Source organism: Sphingobium sp. MK2 (assembly GCF_040170545.1).
Taxonomy (GTDB): Bacteria; Pseudomonadota; Alphaproteobacteria; order Sphingomonadales; family Sphingomonadaceae; genus Sphingobium.
In genome coordinates this window covers 58163-76869 of sequence record NZ_JAZDXA010000006.1, presented here as the reverse complement: position 1 = coordinate 76869, position 18707 = coordinate 58163, and the positions used below count along the sequence as shown (strand labels likewise).

The following is an 18707-nucleotide window of genomic DNA, read 5'->3' as shown; positions in this document are numbered from 1 at the left end:
CACTGTACTTCTCCTCGTAGACGCATTCAGATCTGGGGTTTGACACCGTGTCAGAGTCAAGCACCGGATCATCTCCGGTGGCTAGCCGTCCGACAAAGGCGGCGCCAAGGTGCCAAGCCAGGCGACGATGGCGAGAACGAGTATCGCTGTGGCCATCTCAAGCATCACGCTGCGCCGGAGTTCCGAGATCGCCTCGCCAGGCGCTCCTCGACTGATCGCGGCTCCAAGCCTGGGAGTCAGGCGGAATCGATTGGCGACTGCAAAAGTCAGCATCAGCGCGAACAGCAACAGCTTTGCGAGCAGGACCTGGCCGTACAGGCTGGTCGTCAGGTGCATGAGATTAGCAAGTCCGACCAGGAGTGCACCGTTTATGAGTCCGGTTGCGACGATGAGTCCGACGATGATGCTGCCGACGAGCGAAAAACCGGCAAGTGCCCGATAAGCCGTCCGCAACATCGCCTCATCGGGGTTGCGCGGCGCTTGCCACAGCAGAAGCGTCAGCCCGAGCAGGGCTCCGAGCCACGCACCGGCCGCGAGGAGATGCAGGATATCAGCGAGCAGATGTATCGTCCCGGCATTCCCTTCGGTTGCCGCGGCATGGCCCGACCAGGCGAGTGTCGCGACCGCGGTCGCGCCAGCGGCCGAGCCGAGTGCAAGAACCGCCACTGGCCGACGCGAAATGGCCACGGCACCTGCGAAGGCGAGGAGCAATGCCGCCGTCATGATTTGATAGGCCCATCCCACCGGAGTATCCGTCAGGAGCATATTTAATATGCTGCGATCCACACCGCCGATGCCCGTTCCGGCCATCGATGCCGCCATAAGCAGGAAGCCCACGCTTGAAAGGGCAAGGCCGAAGAGCGCGAGAAACGCAATAAGAGAGCGCGACGGCAGGAGTCTGTGCCGTTCGCTGCCCTTTAGTGCGTAGAGCCCGAACAGGGGCACCCCGAACAGGAGGGCGAGATCGACATAGACCGCAAACCGGGCGGCGATGAGGGGCCATGCGCTCATGGGTCACGTCACCGTGAAAGCGACCTGTCCTTCGATACGATGGGTGTCCGCCGAAACCGCATGCCATCTGACCTCATAGGTGCCGGACGACAATGGATGCGGCAGCGCGGCCATCAGTGTCTTGCCACCGTTCGAGACGCTGATCTGCAATCCCGTCACTTTCATCGGCGCATGGTTGGCCATGCCGGGCATTCCCGTCATGGTCAGATCGATGCCCGACAGCTGCGCCATCAGCTTTTCGGAGAAGGTCAGCGTGATCCTCGTCGGCGCGCGGACTATCGACGTTGCCGATGGTGTCGATGCGACCAGCCGCGGATGCGCGACGGCAGGGGTTGCCAGGGCAAGACCTGCGATCATTGGTATGGCCAGCAATGCACGCACGTGGTTCATCTCGATCTCCTTTAGTGTGAGGACAAGATGTATACGCAGCGCAGCTCCATATCCCTCGACTGTGGAGCTATCGGAAAAATGAGGGCTTATATCGGATGGTGCGTACTAGCAGCATGGAATGGAGAAGTTGAATGACCGACGTTGACGCCGCACTTGCCCGTTTGCGCGAGGCCCCGGTTCATCCGCGCCTCGCGACAATCGATGAGGCGGTATTGAACCATATGATCGCCCGCACATCCGCTCGTGACGTGTCGCCGGCCGGATTCTTCGGTATGGCGGCGGTGGGGGCTCTGATCATGGGGATTGCGGGATCGAGCTTTCCGGGTGAGCCGGTACGATTGGCCTCTTCGATCTCGCCATTCGGAGCCCCGCCCATGCTCGCGCCCTCGACGCTGCTGGAAAGCGGAGAATGAGCGATATCCGCCGCAACATCCTGATCGCCCTGATCGCTTTTGCGGCGGCGATTGCCGGCGTGTTCGTTGGCCGTGAGCTGGTTGCGCACCAGGCTCCGGTCGAAAACGAGATTCATGACTTGCTGCATGGGCAACTGGACCTCGACAAGGGCCAGCAGACGCGTCTCGATGAGATCGAGCGACGGTTCGCCGTGCGGCGACAGGCGCTGGAACTCGAACTTCGAGCGGAAAATGCACGGCTTGCCGATGCGATCGAGGCCGAACACGGCTATGGTCCGCGGGTAAGCGCGACCGTCGACCGCTCGCATCAGGTGATGGGGCAGCTCCAGAAGGAAACGCTCGAGCATGTCTTCGCGATGCGGGGCGTGCTGCGGCCCGCCCAAGCCGTGAAGTTCGACCGGGCCGTGGTCGGGGCGCTGACGGCCAAGGAAAGGTGACGATCGATCTCGGGGAGTGTTCCGACGGCGAACTGGCCGCACTGGCACTGGGAGGGCGGCAAAGTGCCTATGGGGCACTGATGAGCCGCCATCGCGAAGCGGTCTACCGTCTGGTACGCGGTTATATCGGAGATACCGAAGAGGCGGTCGATGTCACGCAGCAATGTTTCATGTCCGCCTTTTCCGCGCTTGCCCGCTACGATGGTTCCCGCCCGTTCAGGCTCTGGGTCACCCGCATCGCGATCAATAAATGCCATGATTGGGCGAGGCGGCGCGCGGTCCGGCGCTTCCTCCTTGCGGCTATGCCGATCGCGACTGCCGAGCATGTGGCCGACGAGGCGGTTGCCGTCGATGTCGCGATAAGTGATCGCGAGGAACTCGAACGTGTGATCCAGGCGATCGCGGCATTGCCCGCCTCGCTGAAGGATCCACTGATGCTCCGGACGATCGAAGGTCTGTCGGAGACCGAAACGGCGCAGGTGCTGGGCGTGAGCGAGAAGGCCGTCGAGATGCGATTGTACCGGGCGCGCGAAAAACTCGCCGTGCTTCTGGGTGATTGACGCCGGCCCCTCTTGAGGCGGCCATCTGTCGCGACGTCATGTTTGAGACGAGCATGAAGTTGGCGCTGCGGTGATCGGCTGTTTCACGGCGCCGTCCATAGCGCTTCTTAGCTGGCGTTTCCCGGTCAACTCGCGTGCAGCATATCGATGCCAGACTGTCCCGGTGGCTCCAGTTCGCTTCCGCCAGGAATTTGCCACGTGAAGACAGGATTAGAAAGCTGAGCGGTATCCTCCGGCGTCGAACGCCATGAACTGGAAGGATTCTCTTTCGACGCTTGACGAGAGCCGGACGGTCACCGAAGAGATATTCGAGAGCGCAGCCGTCCTGATGCCGTGAACGGCGACGCACGCCATATCGACCAGCGCATTTCGCAACGATATCGTCGCCTGTCAGAGTCCAATACCGCGCATTCACGCGATGATGATGTCATTCCGCACATCGGTCACGCCCGGTGCGGCCCACGCCGTCGCCGCGGCGACCTGCCTGTCGTGCGGCGAGTGAACGGTTCCAGCGAGCACGACATTCCCCTGCTCCGCGCTGACGGTGATGGTCTTCGGATCGAAGAACCAGGAACGATGGAGCGCATGCATGATCTCGTCGCTGATATTGGACACGTCGACCCTGCGCTTGATCGTGATCTGGTTGGACACGCCGATCACGCCGAGCAGCCGTCGGACATCCTGTTCGGCGCTGTCCTTCTGATAGTGCCAATCGGCTTCGCCGGTCAGGGTGATCCAACCGTTTTCGACCACAACCTTGATGGCGTCGCGTGGAACGGACACGTCCCAGGCGAGCCGATCGAGCGCGGCGGCTGCGATGTCATCGTCGTCACGCTGGTCACCGAGAGGGAGCCGGATCTCGATCTCCTCGGCCACTGCCTTGACGCCCTTCACCCTGCGGGCCGCAGCCTCGGCTGCCTGCTTTTCCGCGAAACTCTCGACATGGCCCGTGAGCGTCACGACGCCAGCGTTCGCAGTGACACCGATATGGGCGGCGGTCACGCTCGGTTCCCAGTTCAGCTCGGCGAGCACAGACTGTTGAAGATGACTATCCTGGGACATGATATTCTCCAAAGCGATCGACAAAGGGAAGCTGCGCGTCTTGATCGACGACCTTCCTTACGGGTGTCATGTGACAGACAGGCGCAAACTACCTTCGCTCCGACGGAATTTGACTCCTGTCGAAGCAACTCGTCGCGCACCGGCCTTCTAAGCCGGGCTTGCAGGGCCGGCATTCCGGAGTTTTACTGGCGGGTCGTCCACGCATAAGCATCTGGGATCGGCTTTCGCATCGCCGAGATCCATCGCGCCCGTTTTGATGCGCAAGCACGGCGTTACGAGTCTCTCGGTGTTCCTGGACGTCGCGTTCCAGTATGCGACATGCCGGTGTGAGAGAATCATCTCTAGCCAGCCTCACGGGAAAGCCGAAACCCGTCGGAGGTCACGAGACATCGACAGGATTCGTCCCCTCCGTTGATTTACGAATAGGTTCGGCGGGCGTCCGGGTTCAAATCGCGGGTCTTGATCATCGGCCCTGGAGGGATGCGCCCAAGGCGCACGCCGACATTTCACCTTAGAGAGGTTTGTTCATGAAAGCGCTCGTTTATCAGGGTCCCGGCGCCAAGGCGCTCGAAGACCGGCCGAAGCCCGAAATCCGCGACGCCGGCGACGCCGTCGTCCGCGTGACGCGGACGACGATCTGCGGGACGGACCTGCATATCCTGAAGGGCGACGTCGCGACCTGCGCGCCGGGCCGCATCCTTGGTCATGAAGGCGTGGGCATAGTCGAGGCGATCGGCGCGGGCGTCACCGTCTTCAAACCGGGAGACCGCGTCCTGATCTCATGCGTCACTGCCTGCGGCCGGTGCGACTATTGCCGCCGCGGCATGTATTCGCATTGCACGACCGGTGGCTGGATCCTCGGCAACGAGATCGACGGCACCCAGGCCGAATACGTCCGCATCCCCCATGCGGACACCAGCCTCTACCCGATCCCCGAGGGCGCCGACGAGGAGGCACTGGTGATGCTGAGCGACATATTGCCGACGGGCTTCGAATGCGGCGTGCTCAACGGCAAGATCGCGCCCGGGAGCAGCGTCGCCATCGTCGGCGCGGGTCCGATCGGGCTTGCGACATTGCTGACCGCGCAATTCTATTCTCCCGCCCAGATCATCATGATCGATCTCGACGACAACCGGCTTGAGGTCGCCCGCCGTTTCGGCGCAACGCACACCGTCAACAGCGCCGACGGGAAGGCGCAGGACGCGGTGAAGGCGCTGACCGAGGGCCGCGGCGTAGACGCCGCGATCGAAGCGGTCGGCATTCCCACCACCTTCCTGCTGTGCCAGGATATCGTCGCGCCGGGCGGCGTGATCGCCAATATCGGCGTCCACGGCTCCAAGGTCGATCTCCATCTCGAGCGGCTCTGGTCGCACAACATCTCGATCACGACGCGACTGGTCGACACCGCGACGACGCCGATGCTCCTCAAAACGGTCCAATCGAAGAAGATCGATCCCAAGCTGCTGATCACGCATCGTTTCGCGCTGGCGAACATTCTCGACGCCTATGATACTTTCGGCCGCGCCGCTACGACTCAGGCGCTGAAAGTGATCATAGAAGCTTGACCACCGGGACCGACCCTGGCGCCCTGCCGCGCTATCGCTCCAATCTCCAGGGCGAGGTCGATGGCGCGGCGGTCTATGCGGCGCTGGCCGAGAGCGAGGCCGATCCGAAGCTGGCCGAGGTGTTCCACCGGCTCGCCGCGGTCGAGCAGGCCCATGGCGAGTTCTGGCGCAAGCGGATCGAAGCCGGCGGCGGCCATTTTTCGCCTGCTCCCTCCGCAAGCGCACGCATCCTCTCCTGGCTGGCGAAGCGATTGGGACCGGCTTTCGTCCTGCCGGCGATCGCGGCCAGCGAGGCGCGTGGCAGCACGGCCTATGACGCACAGCCCGAGGCGAAGGCCGCCGGGCTTCCCGGCGACGAGCGATCGCATGCCGTGCTGATGCGGGCCGCCGCCGGCAAAGGAGGTCTTTCAGGACCGACGATCGCGCTCCTCGAGGGACGCCACCGCGGCGGTGGCAACACATTGCGCGCCGCCGTGCTCGGAGCCAATGACGGCCTCGTCTCCAATCTCAGCCTGGTGATGGGTGTGGCCGGCGCCGCCGCGGCGGACAATACGCTGTTGCTCACGGGGCTTGCCGGTCTTGTCGCGGGCGCCTGCTCGATGGCGATGGGCGAATGGCTGTCGGTCACAAGCTCGCGCGAACTCTACCAGAGCCAGATCGCGACCGAAGCCGAAGAGTTGCGCGAGGTTCCCGAGGAAGAGGAGGAGGAGCTTGTCCTGATCTATCAGGCCAAAGGCATCGCCGAACCACAGGCGCGCGCGCTGGCGGAGCGGCTGCTGGGCAATGAAGGAACCGCGCTCGACACGCTGGCGCGCGAGGAGCTCGGGATCGATCCGGATCAGCTCGGCGGGTCCGCCTGGACGGCCGCGACATGGTCGTTCCTGCTCTTTGCGACCGGCGCGATCATCCCGGTCGCGCCGTTCCTGCTGCTCTCGGGGCGACCGGCGCTGATCGCCAGCCTGGCCGCCAGCGGCCTTGCCCTCGCGCTGATCGGCGCCGGCACGAGCCTTTTCACCGGCCGTTCCGCGCTGTTCTCGGCGGCGCGCCAACTCGTCATCGGGATTGCCGCTGCCGCAGTCACCTATGGTGCCGGGGCAATCGTCGGCGTGTCGCTCGGCTGACGGCCACGATGAAGCCGTCGCCAAGAGCCCGCGGAGTGAAACATCAATATGGAAGGACGCGAGCACGGGGGATCGACCCCTAAGTAACATTCCCGATTCTCCGGGCGCTTCCTGAGAGGGACAAGAATTGCGTCAACGGAGGGCGCCATGCACAGTGTCTCACTTCACCGGGATCCGGATATATCCACGCGTGAGACTATTCACGATCTGCGCAACCTCTTCGGCGTCGTGGCCTCCGCGCGGCACATGCTGGACGACAGGCCGACGGGCGATCGGCGGACATTGCTGCTCGACGCGATCGAGGACGCCGCGTTGCGCGGGGGACGACTTACCAGCGCGATGCTCGGGCAAGGCCGATCGGGAGGCGCCGCGACGCGCTTCGACCTCAACGAGCATCTCGCCGGTCTCGGGTCGCTGATGCGCGCGCGCGCCGGTCGGCACGTCGAAATCCGGTTCGAACCGGCCGTCGGCTCACTGCCCGTGAAGCTCGATCCCGCCGATCTGGACGCCGTGATCCTGGAGCTGGTCTCCAACGCCTGCGCGGCATTGGTGAGACCGGGCGTCATCCGGATCCGGACCAGACGGCTCGGAGGCCGCGTCCGGCTCATCGTCGCCGATAATGGCCGCGGCATGAGCGCCGCCGAACTCCACGCGGCGCTGCATCGATTCGAACAGCCCTCCGTGAACGGCTTCGGCCTCGGCCGCGTCCGGCATTTCGTCGAGAACGCCCATGGCCGCCTGCGTTTCCGGAGCAGCGAGAACCGCGGCTCCGTCGCTTCCCTGAACTTGCCGCTGGTCCTCAAGGTCGCCGGCGCTGAGACCGCCGCGACGGCCCCCGCCCGGTGGAATAGAATGACCCGCAAGGAGATCAGACATGAAAAGCGACAGTCAATTACAGCGTGACGTTCTCGATGAGCTGGCGTGGGAGCCGAGCATCGACCAGGCCGATATCGGCGTGGCCGTGACGGACGGCGTCGTCACACTTTCCGGATTCGTCAAAAGCTATCCGCAGAAGATGGCGGCGGAGAAGGCAACCCGGCGCGTTGCTGGGGTCAAGGCAATCGCCGAGGAGATCAAGGTGCGCTTCGCCTCCGATCCGAAGACCGCCGATCATGAAATCGCCAAGCGCATCCTCGACATGTTCTCCTGGAACGTCTCGATCCCCGACGACAAGATCGCGGTGAAGGTCGAGCATGGCTGGGTGACGCTCAGCGGCACGGTCGACTGGTACTATCAGAGCGACGAGGCGCGGAAGGTCGCCGGCAAGGTCAACGGCGTCGTCGGCGTCAGCAATCTGATCGAGCTGCGCAAGCTGCCGACGTCCGGCGACGTCAAGGACCGGATCGTGGCGGCGTTCAAGCGCAATGCCGATCTTGATGCCGCCTCCGTCACCGTGTTCACCGATGGCGGCAAGGTGACGCTGGGCGGCAAGGTCAGGGCGTGGAACGAGCGGCAGATCGCCGAGCGCGCCGCCTGGGCCGCTCCCGGCGTCACCAGGGTCGAGGATAATATCGTCGTCGTCTGACTGCGCCACGTCGGAAATCAGCGGCCGCCGGAATATCCCGGCGGCCGCATCTGCGCTGTCCTCTTCTAAACTCGGAGTTTCGTCGATCGCGCAGCCATCCGCACGGATAGGCTGCTCAGCCATCGTCCGGATGAATGTCGCCGAGAGAATATCGCCACAAATACTGATTGCACGGCGGCAAGGCCTCCTGCTTTGGTTGCCTTCGCTTGCAACACGTCGGACACTCTCCGGCGAAACGATGACATGGGCAGTTCGAGTGGGAGAAACGGCTTTTCCCCAGCCGATCCAGGACAATGATCTGATACTTCATGACTGACGACCTCACACTCGCCTTCCACGGAGCAGCCCGTACTGTCACTGGCTCCTGCATGGAATTCTGCCGTGACGGGAAACGGTTGCTCGTCGATTGCGGGCTCTTCCAGGGTTCCCGTACGCTCGAAGCGCTCAACCGGAGTGCCTTCCCGTTCGACGCGGAGGAGGTCGACGCGGTCATCCTGACCCACGCCCATATCGATCATAGCGGACTATTGCCCAGGCTCGTGGCCGAAGGCTTCACGGGCGAGATCTGGTGCACGGCGCCAACGGCGGATCTGCTCGAGTTCATGCTGGCCGACGCGGGGCGCATCCAGGAGAGCGACGCAACCCGACGCAATCGACGCAAGGATCGTGCGGACCAGCCAAAGATCATACCGATCTACACCGAGCAGGACGCGATGGCCGCGTGGCGGCAGACCCGGCCCGTTGAGCTCGAGACATGGTTTGAGATCCCCGGGTTCAGGGCGCGCCTTTGGAACGCCGGGCACATCCTGGGCTCGGCGTCGGTTGAGCTCGATGTCGGAGGGAGGCATGTCCTGTGTTCCGGTGACCTTGGTCCCGAGCATAAGGCGTTTCAACGCGATCCGGAGGGTCCTTCGGGGTTCGATCATGTCATCTGCGAATCCACCTACGGCGACCGCAAGCGCGACCATCTCACCATCGGCGAGCGCCGAACCTTGCTGGAAGCCGAGATCAAGGGGGCGCTGGCGCGCGGTGGCAATCTCATCATTCCGGTGTTCGCGCTCGAGCGCACGCAGGAACTGCTGGTTGATATCGCCGCGCTGATCGACGCCAACCGCATTCCGTCCACCCCTGTCTTCGTCGATTCCCCTTTGGCCAATCGCGCGACCAGCGTGTTCGCCAAATATGCCGGCTCGCTCGAGGACATGGAGGGCGAGAATGTCTTTGGTCACCCGGCTTTTCATTTCGTCGATGATGTCGCGGAATCGATCCGGCTGAACAGCTTGTCGGGCGCCATCATCATGGCGGCATCGGGCATGTGTGAAGGCGGCCGCATCCGGCACCATCTCAAGCACAATCTCTTCCGACGCGAATCCACGGTGCTGTTCGTCGGCTTCCAGGCGGAGGGCTCGCTGGGCCGGATCATTCTCGACGGCGCCGAGCGCGTGCGCATTTCGGGTGAGGACGTCGTCGTGCGCGCCCAGATTCGGCACATCGACACCTATTCGGCGCACGCCGATCAGGACGATCTGCTGGCGTGGATGGAGGCGCGGCGTCCTGTCGGGGGCAGTCTCTTCCTCTCGCATGGGGAAGCGACGGCGATCGGGACGTTGCGCCGCATCGCCCAGGCCCGCGAATTGAGCGCCTCCATCATCGTGCCGGAGATAGGCGAGGTGTTCCGGCTGCCCGTCGGCACGCCTGCCGCCCGGATCAAGACCGGAGACCCGGAGCTTCGGCAGGCCGTGGGTCGCGATTGGCAGAACAGCTACGCTGATTTCGCCGCCGGCCTGAAACGCGAACTAGCCGAAATACAGGATGCCAAGATCCGTCAGCAGGCGCTCGACGATATGCGGGCTGTTCTGGAGAGCTACAAGAAGGTCCGGGACAAGCGCGCCGCCCGGCGGCACTGAGAGACGATGATCCCACGGACTCGCGCTGGCTCAGGCCATCATCGTGCCTGTCTCCACGAAGCGCTGATGCCATGACAGGGCTTCGGCCAACAGGGACGGCGAGTGCTTGCCGTAGGATGACCGCAAGGCCCGCTCGAAATAGTCGGACAGCGCAGGCTTGTAACGAGGATGCGCGCGTTTCTCGATGATCAGTCGCGCGCGCTGCTTGGGCGAGAGACCGCGCAAGTCGGCCAGGCCCTGCTCAGTCACGAGTATCTGGACGTCCTGGTTGATGTGGTCGACATGGCTCACCTGCGGCACGATGGCGGAAATCGCGCCACCCTTGGCGAGCGAGGGCGTCATGAAGATGGACACATAGGCGTTGCGGGCGAAATCGCCCGATCCGCCGATGCCGTTCTGGATGCGCGAGCCCATGACGTGGGTGGAATTGACGTTGCCGTAGATGTCGGCCTCGATCAGCCCGTTCATCGCAATGCAGCCCAGCCGGCGGATCAACTCGGGATGGTTGCTGATCTCCTGTGGGCGCAGCACCATCTTGTCCCGAAAACGCTCCATGTCGGCGTTGAGACCGGCGGCGGCCTCGGGACTGAGCGAGAAGGCCGTCGCGGATGCCATCCGCAGCTTGCCGGTGGCAAGAAGATCCAGCATCCCGTCCTGGATCACCTCGGTATAGGCGGTCATGTCCTCGAAAGGGCTATCGACAAGGCCGGTCAGCACCGCGTTGGCGATGTTGCCCACGCCCGACTGGATCGGCAGCAGGGACGCGGGCAATCGGCCCTGCGCGACCTCATGGCGGAAGAAATCCAGCAGGTGACCGGCTATGGTCAGCGCGTCCTCGTCGGGCGCCTTGAACGGCAGATTGCGGTCGGGCGCGTCCGTTTCGACGATAGCGATGATCTTGGCGGGGTCGCACCGGAATCCGGTCTCGCCGATCCTGTCGTCCGGCCGCACGAGCGGGATCGGCACGCGGTGCGGGGGCAGCGCGGTGCCATAATAGATGTCGTGCATGCCCTCGAGCGCCGGGTTCTGCCAGCTGTTCACCTCGAGGATGACCTGGCTCGCCCTGTCCAGCCACGTCTTGTTGTTGCCGACCGACGACGACGGGATCAGCGAGCCGTCCGGCCGGATGCCACTGATCTCCACTAGCGCCGTGTCCAGCGGACCCAGGAAGCCCTGCCACGCCATCGGCGCGACCTGGCTCAGATGCATGTCGAAATATTCCATCTCGCCGCGGTTGATCTTGTCGCGGGCAATGGGGTCGGAATTATAGGGCAGGCGGAATTCGATGCCGTCTGCCTTGGCGAGCGCACCGTCGAGTTCCGGACCTGTCGATGCACCGGTCCAGACGCGGAGCGAGAAGGGGTTGCCTGCGGCATGCTCGGCCTCAATTCGCTCGGCAAGGGCGAGCGGGACCGCCTTGGGATAGCCCGAACCAGTAAAGCCGCTCATGCCCACTGTGGTGCCGGGTGCGATCAACCGGGCGGCATCCTGCGCGCTCATCAGCTTCGACCGCAGCGCTTCGTAACCAATACGTCGTTCCTTCACCGTCCCGAATCTCCGATCGTGTTCAAACTGCCTGCAAGCATTCATGATACCGGGCCCGTGCGCCAGCGCCGCGCGTCCGCATGGGCGCTTACGGCCCCGGCCTATCGCTCCGCCGCGATGCCAATTGCCGGCATTTCAAACCATCCCGATAAGATCGAGGGACGCGGTCATGCAGCCACGGCGGCCTCGTCATCAACGCGCGGACCTCGCTGGCCGCAATGCGAACCGCTTGAGGAACTCCGCGCTTGCCAGATAGCCGGCCACCAACAGCGCGATGGCGCCGAATATGGTTGCACCCGGTATCGCGAAGCCGAGCAGACCGGCCGAAGGCAGCAGCGGCAGCAGCAGCGCTGCCGCCAGGCCGGCCAGCGCGGTGACCGTCAGCACGATGTGAGGCCGGCTCGACCAGGCCGGGCGGGATGTACGGATCACGAACACGACGAGGATCTGCGTCATCATCGATTCCATGAACCAGGCCGTGCGAAACTCCGGGATGCCGACGTGGAAGACGCCGAGCAGAAGCGCGAAAGTCGCGAAGTCGAAGAGCGAGGAAAGCGGTCCCATGATCGCGGTGAAGCGTACGAGCCCCCTTATGTCCCATCCCTGCGGACGCGCCAGATCGCCGCTGTCCGCGGTGTCGAACGGGATGCCGATCTCGGAAAGGTCGTAGAGAAGGTTGTTGAGCAGCACCTGCACCGGCGTGAGCGGCAGGAACGGCAGGAACAGCGACGCGATCGCCATGGTCAGCATGTTGCCGAAGTTGGAACTCGTTCCCATCCGGACATATTTCATGATGTTGGCATAGGTCCGTCGCCCCTCCGCGACACCATCGGCGAGCACGCCGAGATCGGGCGCGAGCAGGATCATGTCGGCCGCCTCGCGGGCCACATCGGTGGCGCCGTCGACAGACAGGCCGACATCGGCGGCGCGGATCGCCGGCGCGTCGTTGATGCCGTCGCCGATGAAGCCCACCGTGTGACCGCGCGCACGGAGCGCGCGGACGATCCGCGTCTTCTGGTCGGGCGTGACCCGAGCGAAAAGGTCGACCTGTTCCACCCGGGCAGCTAGTGCTGGATCATTCAGCTTCGCGATCTCTTCGCCGGTCAAAATACCTTCGACCGGCAGGGCGAGCGCCGCCACGAGATGCTGGATCACGGGCGCCGCATCGCCCGAAATCACCTTGATGCGAATGCCCGCCGCTTCGAGCCGGGCGACTGCGGACGTGGCGCTCGGTTTGGGCGGGTCGACGAACACGCAATAGCCCGCGAACACCAGCTCGTCCTCTCCCCGGGCGTCGATTCGCTCTTGCCCGGCCGCCGGTTTCCATGCGATCGCGAGCAATCTCAGCCCCTGCGCCGCGCGATCGTCGCGCAGCGCGCACAGACGGGCGCGCAGCGCATCGTCGAGCGGCACGAACTCTCCCGATCGGTCCTGCGCTCTTGTGCACAAGGCGAGCAGCGTCTCGGGCGCGCCCTTGACGATCTCGATCCGCTCGCTTCCCTGCTCGGCAAGCACCGCGACGCGCCGCCGCTCGAAATCGAACGGCCGTTCATCCAGCTTGCGCCAGCCCTCGAGCGAGCGGCCGGTCATGTGGAGCAGCAACGCCTGGTCGAGCGGACTTTTCAGGCCGGTCTCGAAGCGGGCGTTGACCGCCGCCAACTCCGCCACCCGCTCGTCATCCTCGCCGTCGATGCCTGGGTGGCCGACGAGCGTGATCCGCGCCTCGGTGAGCGTGCCGGTCTTGTCGGTGCACAATATATCCATCTGGCCGAGGTCGTGGATCGCGGATAGCCGCTTCACCACGACTTTGGCTTTCGCCATCCGCTGAGCGCCGCGCCCGAGCGCGACGGTCATGATCATCGGCAAAAGCTCGGGTGTCAGGCCCACCGCGAGCGCCATCGCGAACAGGAAGGATTGCAGCGGCGGCCGCCCGAGCGCGAGATGGGCGAGCAGCACGAACAGCACGAGGAAGATCGTGAGCCTGACGATCAGCACCCCGAGCTTGTGGATGCCATGCTCGAAAGCAGTCGTCGGCTGTTTGCCGGCGAGCGAACGCGCGATCGCGCCGAAGCGCGTGCGCAAACCGGTCTGGACGACGAGCATTGTCGCCGTGCCGCCAATGAGCGATGTCCCGTGGAACAGCGCGTTGCGCGCGTCGGCCGGCGTCTCGGCGACCATGACGGGCTCGATCTGCTTCTCAACCGGATAAGGCTCGCCGGTCAGCAGCGCCTCGTTCACCTGCGCGCCGTTCGCCGCCAGGACGACGCCATCGGCGGGGACGAGATCGCCCGCCGCAAGCATGACGATATCGCCGGCCACCAACTCGCGCACGGGCAACTCGATCGGCTTGCCGTCGCGCAGCACGGTCGCATGAAGGGCGATCGCCCGCTTGAGCGCTTCCGCCGTCGCTTCGGCCCTGTGCTCCTGGACGAGATCGAGGGTGGTAGACAGCACGACGACGAGGAAAATGATGGCAAAGCTCGCCATGTCGCCGGTGGCCCCGGCTATGCCGGCGGCCACGAGCAGGATAGCGATCAGCGGATTGCCGAGGCGGCGCAGGAGGTCGAGCAGGAGATGCCGCTGCTTCGCCGCGGAGATCTCGTTCGGCCCGTCACGGTCGAGGCGCGCGGCAGCCTCATTCGACGACAGCCCGTCGCAGGTCGCGGCGAGCGTGCGGAGAGAATCGTCGGGCGTGGCTTGCCAGAACGCCTGCGGCTCGGTCACCACCGCTCCCGTCCGCTGAACCGCAGCAACGACAGGAACAGGTTCAGGAAATCGAGGTAGAGCGTCAGCGCACCCAGCACCGCAGCGCCATTGCGCCCGTCCGCGGCGCCCTCCTCATATTGACGCTTCAGCCGCTGTGCATCGAATGCGGTGAGCCCTGCGAACAGCAGGATGCCGACGCCCGAGGTGAGCAGATCGACAGTGCCTGAGCGCACGAACAGATTAAGCAGCATCGTCACGATGAGCCCGACGAGCGCGATCGTGAAGAAGGCGCCCAGGCCCGACAGATCCTTGTGCGTGACAGTGCCCACCAGAGCGAGCACGGCAAATCCGGCAGCAGCGGAAACGAAGGTGTAGCCGACGCTGTCGCTGCTGTAGGTGAGCAGCAAGCTGCCAAGCGACAATCCGACGAGCGCGGTGTAGAGGATGAAGATCGCGCTGGCCGTCGAGGCAGACAGCCGATCGACCCGTGCGCCGAGCAGGATCACCAGTCCCAGGGGCGCCAGCGTCACGATCCATCCAATGATGGTGAGCCCGTCGGCAGTGAACAGGGCGTCCGCGAGCGATCGGCTGTAGGCGGCCAGAAGGGCGAACGCTGCCGATAGGATCACGCCGCCGGCCATGTGGAGATAGACCGCGCTCATATAGGCGCCCAGCCCACGATACCCGCCGTTCGCATTGCCGGATGCCGGCCACTCAAATTCGTTGCTTCGATGGAGCATGCGCCGGTCCTCGCCTTGGGTAAAAGCTACACTTCTACCCTGTGTCGGCACGTCGCTGCGACCAATCCGCAAAGCTACGTAAGCTGACGGGCGGCCCGGGTCCGTAGGCTTACCTAATTCGTGGCGCTGCCGAAGTCCCTATGAGCCAAGTGGCAGGCAACGAGGAGCAGGCAGTGGTTTCGCTATCGACGCCCGACGGAACGGCAACAAACTGTGCTGGTGGTCCATATGACGGATGGGCCGAACTGTTCCTTCGCCCCACGAGAGCGGCCGTTGCAACCCTTACAGGCGGGCTGGCGCCGTCGTCGCTCGGTGAGGCCTTCGCAGACTGGGCGACGCATCTCGCCTTATTTCCAGGCAGCCAAATGCATATTGTTGCCGAGACCGTCCGCGAATTTATGTCGCTCGCCGGTGGTGAGTGGCGGACTGCTGCGTCCGCAGGCGCACCCAAGCCCCAAGCCGGCCCTCCAACGCGGGATCACCGCTTCGACGATCCTTCCTGGGAGGCATGGCCTTTCGATCTGATACGTCAGTCCTTTTTGCACAGCGAGAGGTGGTGGGATGAGGCGGCGTGCGATATTCTTGGGGTTACAGCGCAGCATCGGGCAATCATGCGCTTTTCGATCCACCGAATGCTCGACATGCTGGCGCCCTCGAACTTTGTCGCCACCAATCCGGTTCTCCAGCACCGCATTATCGAGACCGGGGGCGAATGCCTGATCGATGGTGCGGCAACTCTGATCCAGGACTGGCTCCGCTCGCTTGCGGGGGAGCGGCCGGCCGGCGCCGAATTCTATCGTCCTGGCGCCGACGTGGCGATCACGCCGGGCAAGGTGGTTTATCGGAACGATCTGATCGAGCTCATCCAATATGTGCCGACGACGCAGGCCGTCCGTCCGGAACCGTTGCTGATCGTTCCGGCGTGGATCCTCAAATATTATGTTCTCGACCTGTCGCCCGAGAATTCCCTGGTGCGCTGGCTCGTCGGGCAGGGACAGACGGTGTTCATGATTTCGTGGCGCAATGTCGGCGAAGGCGGTCGCACGCTCGACCTGGAGGATTATCGTCGGCTGGGTATCATGGCGTCGCTCGACGCGATCACCGCGATCACCGGCGCGAACAAGATCCATGCGACGGGCTATTGCCTCGGCGGGACCTTGCTCGCGATCGCGGCGGCGGCGATGGCGCGCGATGGCGACGATCGTCTTGCGACGATGACGCTGTTCGCGGCGCAAACCGATTTCAGCGAACCGGGCGAGGTCGGCCTGTTTATCGATGCGGCGCAGCTGGATTTTCTCGAGACGATGGCGCGCGCACGGGGTTATCTCGACAGCGCGCAGATGAGCGGCGCTTTCCAGGCGCTGCGCTCGAACGATCTTGTCTGGCCATATTTTGTCCGCGACTATCTCATGGGCGCACGCGGCCCCATGAGCGACCTGCAAGCTTGGCACAGCGACGCCACCCGCCTGCCTTTTGCAGCGCATAGCCAGTATCTTCGCTCCCTGGCTCTTGGTAACGATTTGGCCGAGGGACGGTACCAGGTCGACGGTCGACCGATCCCCCTCGAAAATATTCATGTGCCGGTTTTCGCGGTCGGCGCCGAAAGCGACTATGTCGCGCCCTGGCGATCGGTCTACAAGATCCATCGGCTGATGGGTACGGAGGTGACATTCCTGCTCACCACCGGCGGCCATGACGACGGAATTGTATCCGAGCCAAGCCATCCGGATCGATTCTATCGGTTGCTCGCACGACCGGCAGACGCGGACTGCGTCGAACCTGAAACCTGGCTGGCCCGGACATCGTCAGACGCAGGTTCGTGGTGGCCGGCATGGGCCGTCTGGCTCGATCTGCATTCAAGCCCTCCAAGCGTACCGCCGCCGCTCGGCGGTTCCGGCGTGAACTCCGGGGCGCTCGGGAACGCGCCGGGCAGCTATGTCCTCGAAAGCTGACGAGGCGACCGCAACAAAGCCGTCGGGCGCATGGCGGTCCTGGTTTCTCGGCATCATCCTTGTGGCGGCGCTGGTCGGGGCGGTGCTGCATTTCGGCGAGATAGAGAAGTTCGGCCGTCTGGTCGCTCGCGCCAATCTCTTCTGGTTGGCTCTTGCCGTCCTGTTCCAGCTTTCGACCTATGCCAGCGTGGCGGCGGGCTGGGCGGCGGTGCTGCGCAGCGCCGGCACATCACGCCCGCTTTCCTCGTTGATGCGCATCGCGCTCACCAAATTATTCGCGGACCAGGCGGTGCCAAGCGCGGGAATGGGGGGCAATGTTCTTCTCGTCGACCAACTCGTGCGGTTGCGCGTGCCGCGCGGGACGGCGGTGGCGGCGCTGCTCGTCTCGATGATCGGCTATTATGCCGCCTTCGCTTTCTTCGCGGTCTCCATGCTGGTCCTGCTATGGCTCCATGACAAGGCGACGCCGCTGATGGCCGGTGTGGTCACCACGTTTCTGCTGGTGGCGCTCGCCATTCCGTCGCTCGCGCTCTGGCTCAGACATCGCGGCAGCCAACCCTTGTCGCCCCGGCTCGAACGGGTGGGCGTGGTCCGTAACCTGCTCGGGATCGTCGGTCAGGCCCCAGCCCATCTGATCGGCGATCGCCCGCTTTTGGTTCGAGTCACAGGCTTCAATGCATTGGTCTTCCTTGCCGACGCCGCGACGCTCTGGGCCTGCCTTGACGCACTGGGAGGGCCCGCCGGTTTCGGAACTGCGTTCATTGCGCTGATCATGGCTTCGATCGTCGTGACGCTGGGCCCGATCCCGCTGGGTCTCGGCAGCTTCGAGGCGACGTCGACCGCAACGCTCGGTCTCCTGGGTGTGCCGATCGAGAATGCCTTTGCCGCCACCATGCTGCTGAGGATCCTGATATTGTGGCTGCCGCTTCTGCCCGGTCTTATGATGATGCGCTCGGTACTCAGGCGGCGTCCGCATCGGTCTCGGCGATCGTCTCGAACCAGCCCGCCCGGCAATCTTCCCGATTCTCGTAAGGTTTAGTACTTATCTGTGAAGTGGCTCATATCATGCTTATCATGGTCTTGATCAGCAAACAGATAGTGGTTCAAGACAAGCGTGACATTCATTTCCAGGCGCCATCTGCTTCTGGGTGGCGGTGCCGCTGCTTTGGGCATGTTACAACAGACGAACGGGCTTGCCGCCCTGCCAGGACCAGTTCCTCCGCGCCCGGCCTTGCTTCAACGCGCATTGAGTGCGCTGGACCGCCACCGCGCGACGATAAAGCATCGCGACGTGATCGGTATCGTGGATTTCAGCCAGGCGTCGCGCATTCCCCGGTTCCACCTCGTCGATGTGATGAGCGGGCGAAGCCAAAGTCTGCTGGTCGCACACGGGCGCGGATCCGATCCGGATCATAGCGGTTGGGTCGAGCGCTTCTCGAATTCACCGGGCTCGGCGGCGTCTTCAGCGGGCGCTTATCTGGTCGGCAACGGCTATTCAGGCAAGCATGGTCGCTCGCAGCGCCTGATCGGCCTTGACCCTGAGAACAGCAACGCCGAGGCGCGCGCCATTGTCATCCATGCGGCATCCTACGTATCGGATGATATAGTTCGTGCCACCGGCAAGCTCGGGCGAAGCCAGGGGTGCTTTGCTGTTGCACAGGCCGATATAGCCCAAATTCTCGGCCGGCTCGGCCCGGGCCGAATGATCTACGCGGCCAAGCTTTAGTCAAGCGACCAAGGCGTTCGCGGTACGCCGCCGTCGGTGAGGTCCGG

Annotated in this window: 17 protein-coding genes; 11 read left to right on the top strand and 6 right to left on the bottom strand. The window is 64.0% G+C overall.

Going from position 1 to position 18707, the window contains the following annotated elements:
* Positions 1-81: 81 nt before the first annotated feature.
* Both copD and copC read right to left on the bottom strand, forming a co-directional pair.
* The gene (gene copD / locus V2I08_RS03745; RefSeq protein ID WP_043151097.1) at positions 82-1011 is read right to left on the bottom strand and encodes a copper homeostasis membrane protein CopD; all 930 of its coding nucleotides are present in this window, start codon (positions 1009-1011) and stop codon (positions 82-84) included.
* Between the two features lie 3 nt (positions 1012-1014).
* The gene (gene copC, locus V2I08_RS03740) at positions 1015-1401 is read right to left on the bottom strand and encodes a copper homeostasis periplasmic binding protein CopC (protein WP_043151095.1); all 387 of its coding nucleotides are present in this window, start codon (positions 1399-1401) and stop codon (positions 1015-1017) included.
* A 131-nt stretch (positions 1402-1532) separates the two neighbouring features.
* On the opposite strand from copC, the gene V2I08_RS03735 reads away from it, so the two are divergent.
* From V2I08_RS03735 to V2I08_RS03725, 3 genes are read left to right on the top strand one after another with little or no spacing between them, the layout of a single operon-like run.
* On the top strand, positions 1533-1814 hold the full coding sequence (locus tag V2I08_RS03735; RefSeq protein ID WP_043151093.1) for a hypothetical protein: 282 nt from the start codon (positions 1533-1535) through the stop codon (positions 1812-1814).
* Positions 1811-2251 (top strand): periplasmic heavy metal sensor, encoded by a 441-nt coding sequence (locus V2I08_RS03730; protein ID WP_043151091.1) that lies wholly within the window; start codon positions 1811-1813, stop codon positions 2249-2251. The genes V2I08_RS03735 and V2I08_RS03730 overlap by 4 nt, the downstream gene beginning before the upstream one ends.
* On the top strand, positions 2248-2811 hold the full coding sequence (locus tag V2I08_RS03725; RefSeq protein WP_043151088.1) for an RNA polymerase sigma factor: 564 nt from the start codon (positions 2248-2250) through the stop codon (positions 2809-2811). Before V2I08_RS03730 ends, V2I08_RS03725 begins: the two co-directional genes overlap by 4 nt.
* Before the next feature lie 411 nt (positions 2812-3222).
* On the opposite strand, the gene V2I08_RS03720 is transcribed toward V2I08_RS03725, so the two are convergent.
* Complete coding sequence (locus V2I08_RS03720; RefSeq protein WP_043151127.1) at positions 3223-3873, bottom strand: BON domain-containing protein; 651 nt, start codon at positions 3871-3873, stop codon at positions 3223-3225.
* 527 nt (positions 3874-4400) lie between these two features.
* On the opposite strand from V2I08_RS03720, the gene V2I08_RS03715 reads away from it, so the two are divergent.
* The 5 genes from V2I08_RS03715 to V2I08_RS03695 all read left to right on the top strand — a co-directional run bounded on the left by V2I08_RS03715 (position 4401) and on the right by V2I08_RS03695 (position 9991).
* Positions 4401-5438, top strand: a complete 1038-nt coding sequence (locus tag V2I08_RS03715) for a zinc-dependent alcohol dehydrogenase family protein (RefSeq protein ID WP_043151087.1) — start codon at positions 4401-4403, stop codon at positions 5436-5438.
* Positions 5435-6559 carry a VIT1/CCC1 family protein gene (locus V2I08_RS03710; protein WP_349633932.1) on the top strand — a complete coding sequence of 375 codons (1125 nt, stop codon included), beginning with the start codon at positions 5435-5437 and terminating at the stop codon, positions 6557-6559. Before V2I08_RS03715 ends, V2I08_RS03710 begins: the two co-directional genes overlap by 4 nt.
* A gap of 147 nt (positions 6560-6706) precedes the next feature.
* Complete coding sequence (locus V2I08_RS03705; protein WP_081764110.1) at positions 6707-7462, top strand: sensor histidine kinase; 756 nt, start codon at positions 6707-6709, stop codon at positions 7460-7462.
* Entirely contained in the window at positions 7434-8084 is a 651-nt protein-coding gene (locus V2I08_RS03700; protein ID WP_043151084.1) for a BON domain-containing protein, read from the top strand. The genes V2I08_RS03705 and V2I08_RS03700 overlap by 29 nt, the downstream gene beginning before the upstream one ends.
* 308 nt (positions 8085-8392) lie before the next feature.
* Complete coding sequence (locus V2I08_RS03695; protein ID WP_349633931.1) at positions 8393-9991, top strand: MBL fold metallo-hydrolase; 1599 nt, start codon at positions 8393-8395, stop codon at positions 9989-9991.
* 30 nt (positions 9992-10021) lie between these two features.
* Here the strand turns inward: V2I08_RS03695 and V2I08_RS03690 are convergent, their stop codons facing one another.
* The 3 genes from V2I08_RS03690 to V2I08_RS03680 all read right to left on the bottom strand — a co-directional run bounded on the left by V2I08_RS03690 (position 10022) and on the right by V2I08_RS03680 (position 14904).
* A complete protein-coding gene (locus V2I08_RS03690) occupies positions 10022-11536 on the bottom strand; it encodes an acetyl-CoA hydrolase/transferase family protein (protein ID WP_043151082.1) in 1515 nt (504 codons plus the stop codon).
* A gap of 192 nt (positions 11537-11728) precedes the next feature.
* Positions 11729-14260, bottom strand: coding sequence for a magnesium-translocating P-type ATPase (mgtA, locus tag V2I08_RS03685; protein WP_043151126.1), 2532 nt, complete (start codon positions 14258-14260; stop codon positions 11729-11731).
* Positions 14257-14904, bottom strand: a complete 648-nt coding sequence (locus V2I08_RS03680) for a Bax inhibitor-1/YccA family protein (RefSeq protein ID WP_048576674.1) — start codon at positions 14902-14904, stop codon at positions 14257-14259. Before V2I08_RS03680 ends, mgtA begins: the two co-directional genes overlap by 4 nt.
* Positions 14905-15122: 218 nt before the next feature.
* Here V2I08_RS03680 and V2I08_RS03675 point away from each other — a divergent pair, with 218 nt between their 5' ends.
* From V2I08_RS03675 to V2I08_RS03665, 3 genes are all read left to right on the top strand, one after another.
* The gene (locus tag V2I08_RS03675; RefSeq protein WP_081764108.1) at positions 15123-16934 is read left to right on the top strand and encodes an alpha/beta hydrolase; all 1812 of its coding nucleotides are present in this window, start codon (positions 15123-15125) and stop codon (positions 16932-16934) included.
* On the top strand, positions 16918-17973 hold the full coding sequence (locus tag V2I08_RS03670; protein ID WP_081764107.1) for a lysylphosphatidylglycerol synthase transmembrane domain-containing protein: 1056 nt from the start codon (positions 16918-16920) through the stop codon (positions 17971-17973). Before V2I08_RS03675 ends, V2I08_RS03670 begins: the two co-directional genes overlap by 17 nt.
* Positions 17974-18048: 75 nt before the next feature.
* Positions 18049-18660, top strand: a complete 612-nt coding sequence (locus V2I08_RS03665) for a murein L,D-transpeptidase catalytic domain family protein (protein ID WP_043151079.1) — start codon at positions 18049-18051, stop codon at positions 18658-18660.
* Positions 18661-18707 lie beyond the last annotated feature (47 nt).

Coding starts and splice junctions, on each gene's coding strand:
- V2I08_RS03720 (WP_043151127.1), bottom strand. CDS start 3,873: ATGTCCCAGGATAGTCATCTTCAACAGTCTGTGCTCGCCGAGCTGAAC.
- V2I08_RS03730 (WP_043151091.1), top strand. CDS start 1,811: ATGAGCGATATCCGCCGCAACATCCTGATCGCCCTGATCGCTTTTGCG.
- V2I08_RS03735 (WP_043151093.1), top strand. CDS start 1,533: ATGACCGACGTTGACGCCGCACTTGCCCGTTTGCGCGAGGCCCCGGTT.
- copC (WP_043151095.1), bottom strand. CDS start 1,401: ATGAACCACGTGCGTGCATTGCTGGCCATACCAATGATCGCAGGTCTT.
- V2I08_RS03715 (WP_043151087.1), top strand. CDS start 4,401: ATGAAAGCGCTCGTTTATCAGGGTCCCGGCGCCAAGGCGCTCGAAGAC.
- V2I08_RS03695 (WP_349633931.1), top strand. CDS start 8,393: ATGACTGACGACCTCACACTCGCCTTCCACGGAGCAGCCCGTACTGTC.
- V2I08_RS03670 (WP_081764107.1), top strand. CDS start 16,918: ATGTCCTCGAAAGCTGACGAGGCGACCGCAACAAAGCCGTCGGGCGCA.
- V2I08_RS03705 (WP_081764110.1), top strand. CDS start 6,707: ATGCACAGTGTCTCACTTCACCGGGATCCGGATATATCCACGCGTGAG.
- V2I08_RS03675 (WP_081764108.1), top strand. CDS start 15,123: ATGAGCCAAGTGGCAGGCAACGAGGAGCAGGCAGTGGTTTCGCTATCG.
- V2I08_RS03700 (WP_043151084.1), top strand. CDS start 7,434: ATGAAAAGCGACAGTCAATTACAGCGTGACGTTCTCGATGAGCTGGCG.
- copD (WP_043151097.1), bottom strand. CDS start 1,011: ATGAGCGCATGGCCCCTCATCGCCGCCCGGTTTGCGGTCTATGTCGAT.
- V2I08_RS03680 (WP_048576674.1), bottom strand. CDS start 14,904: ATGAGCGCGGTCTATCTCCACATGGCCGGCGGCGTGATCCTATCGGCA.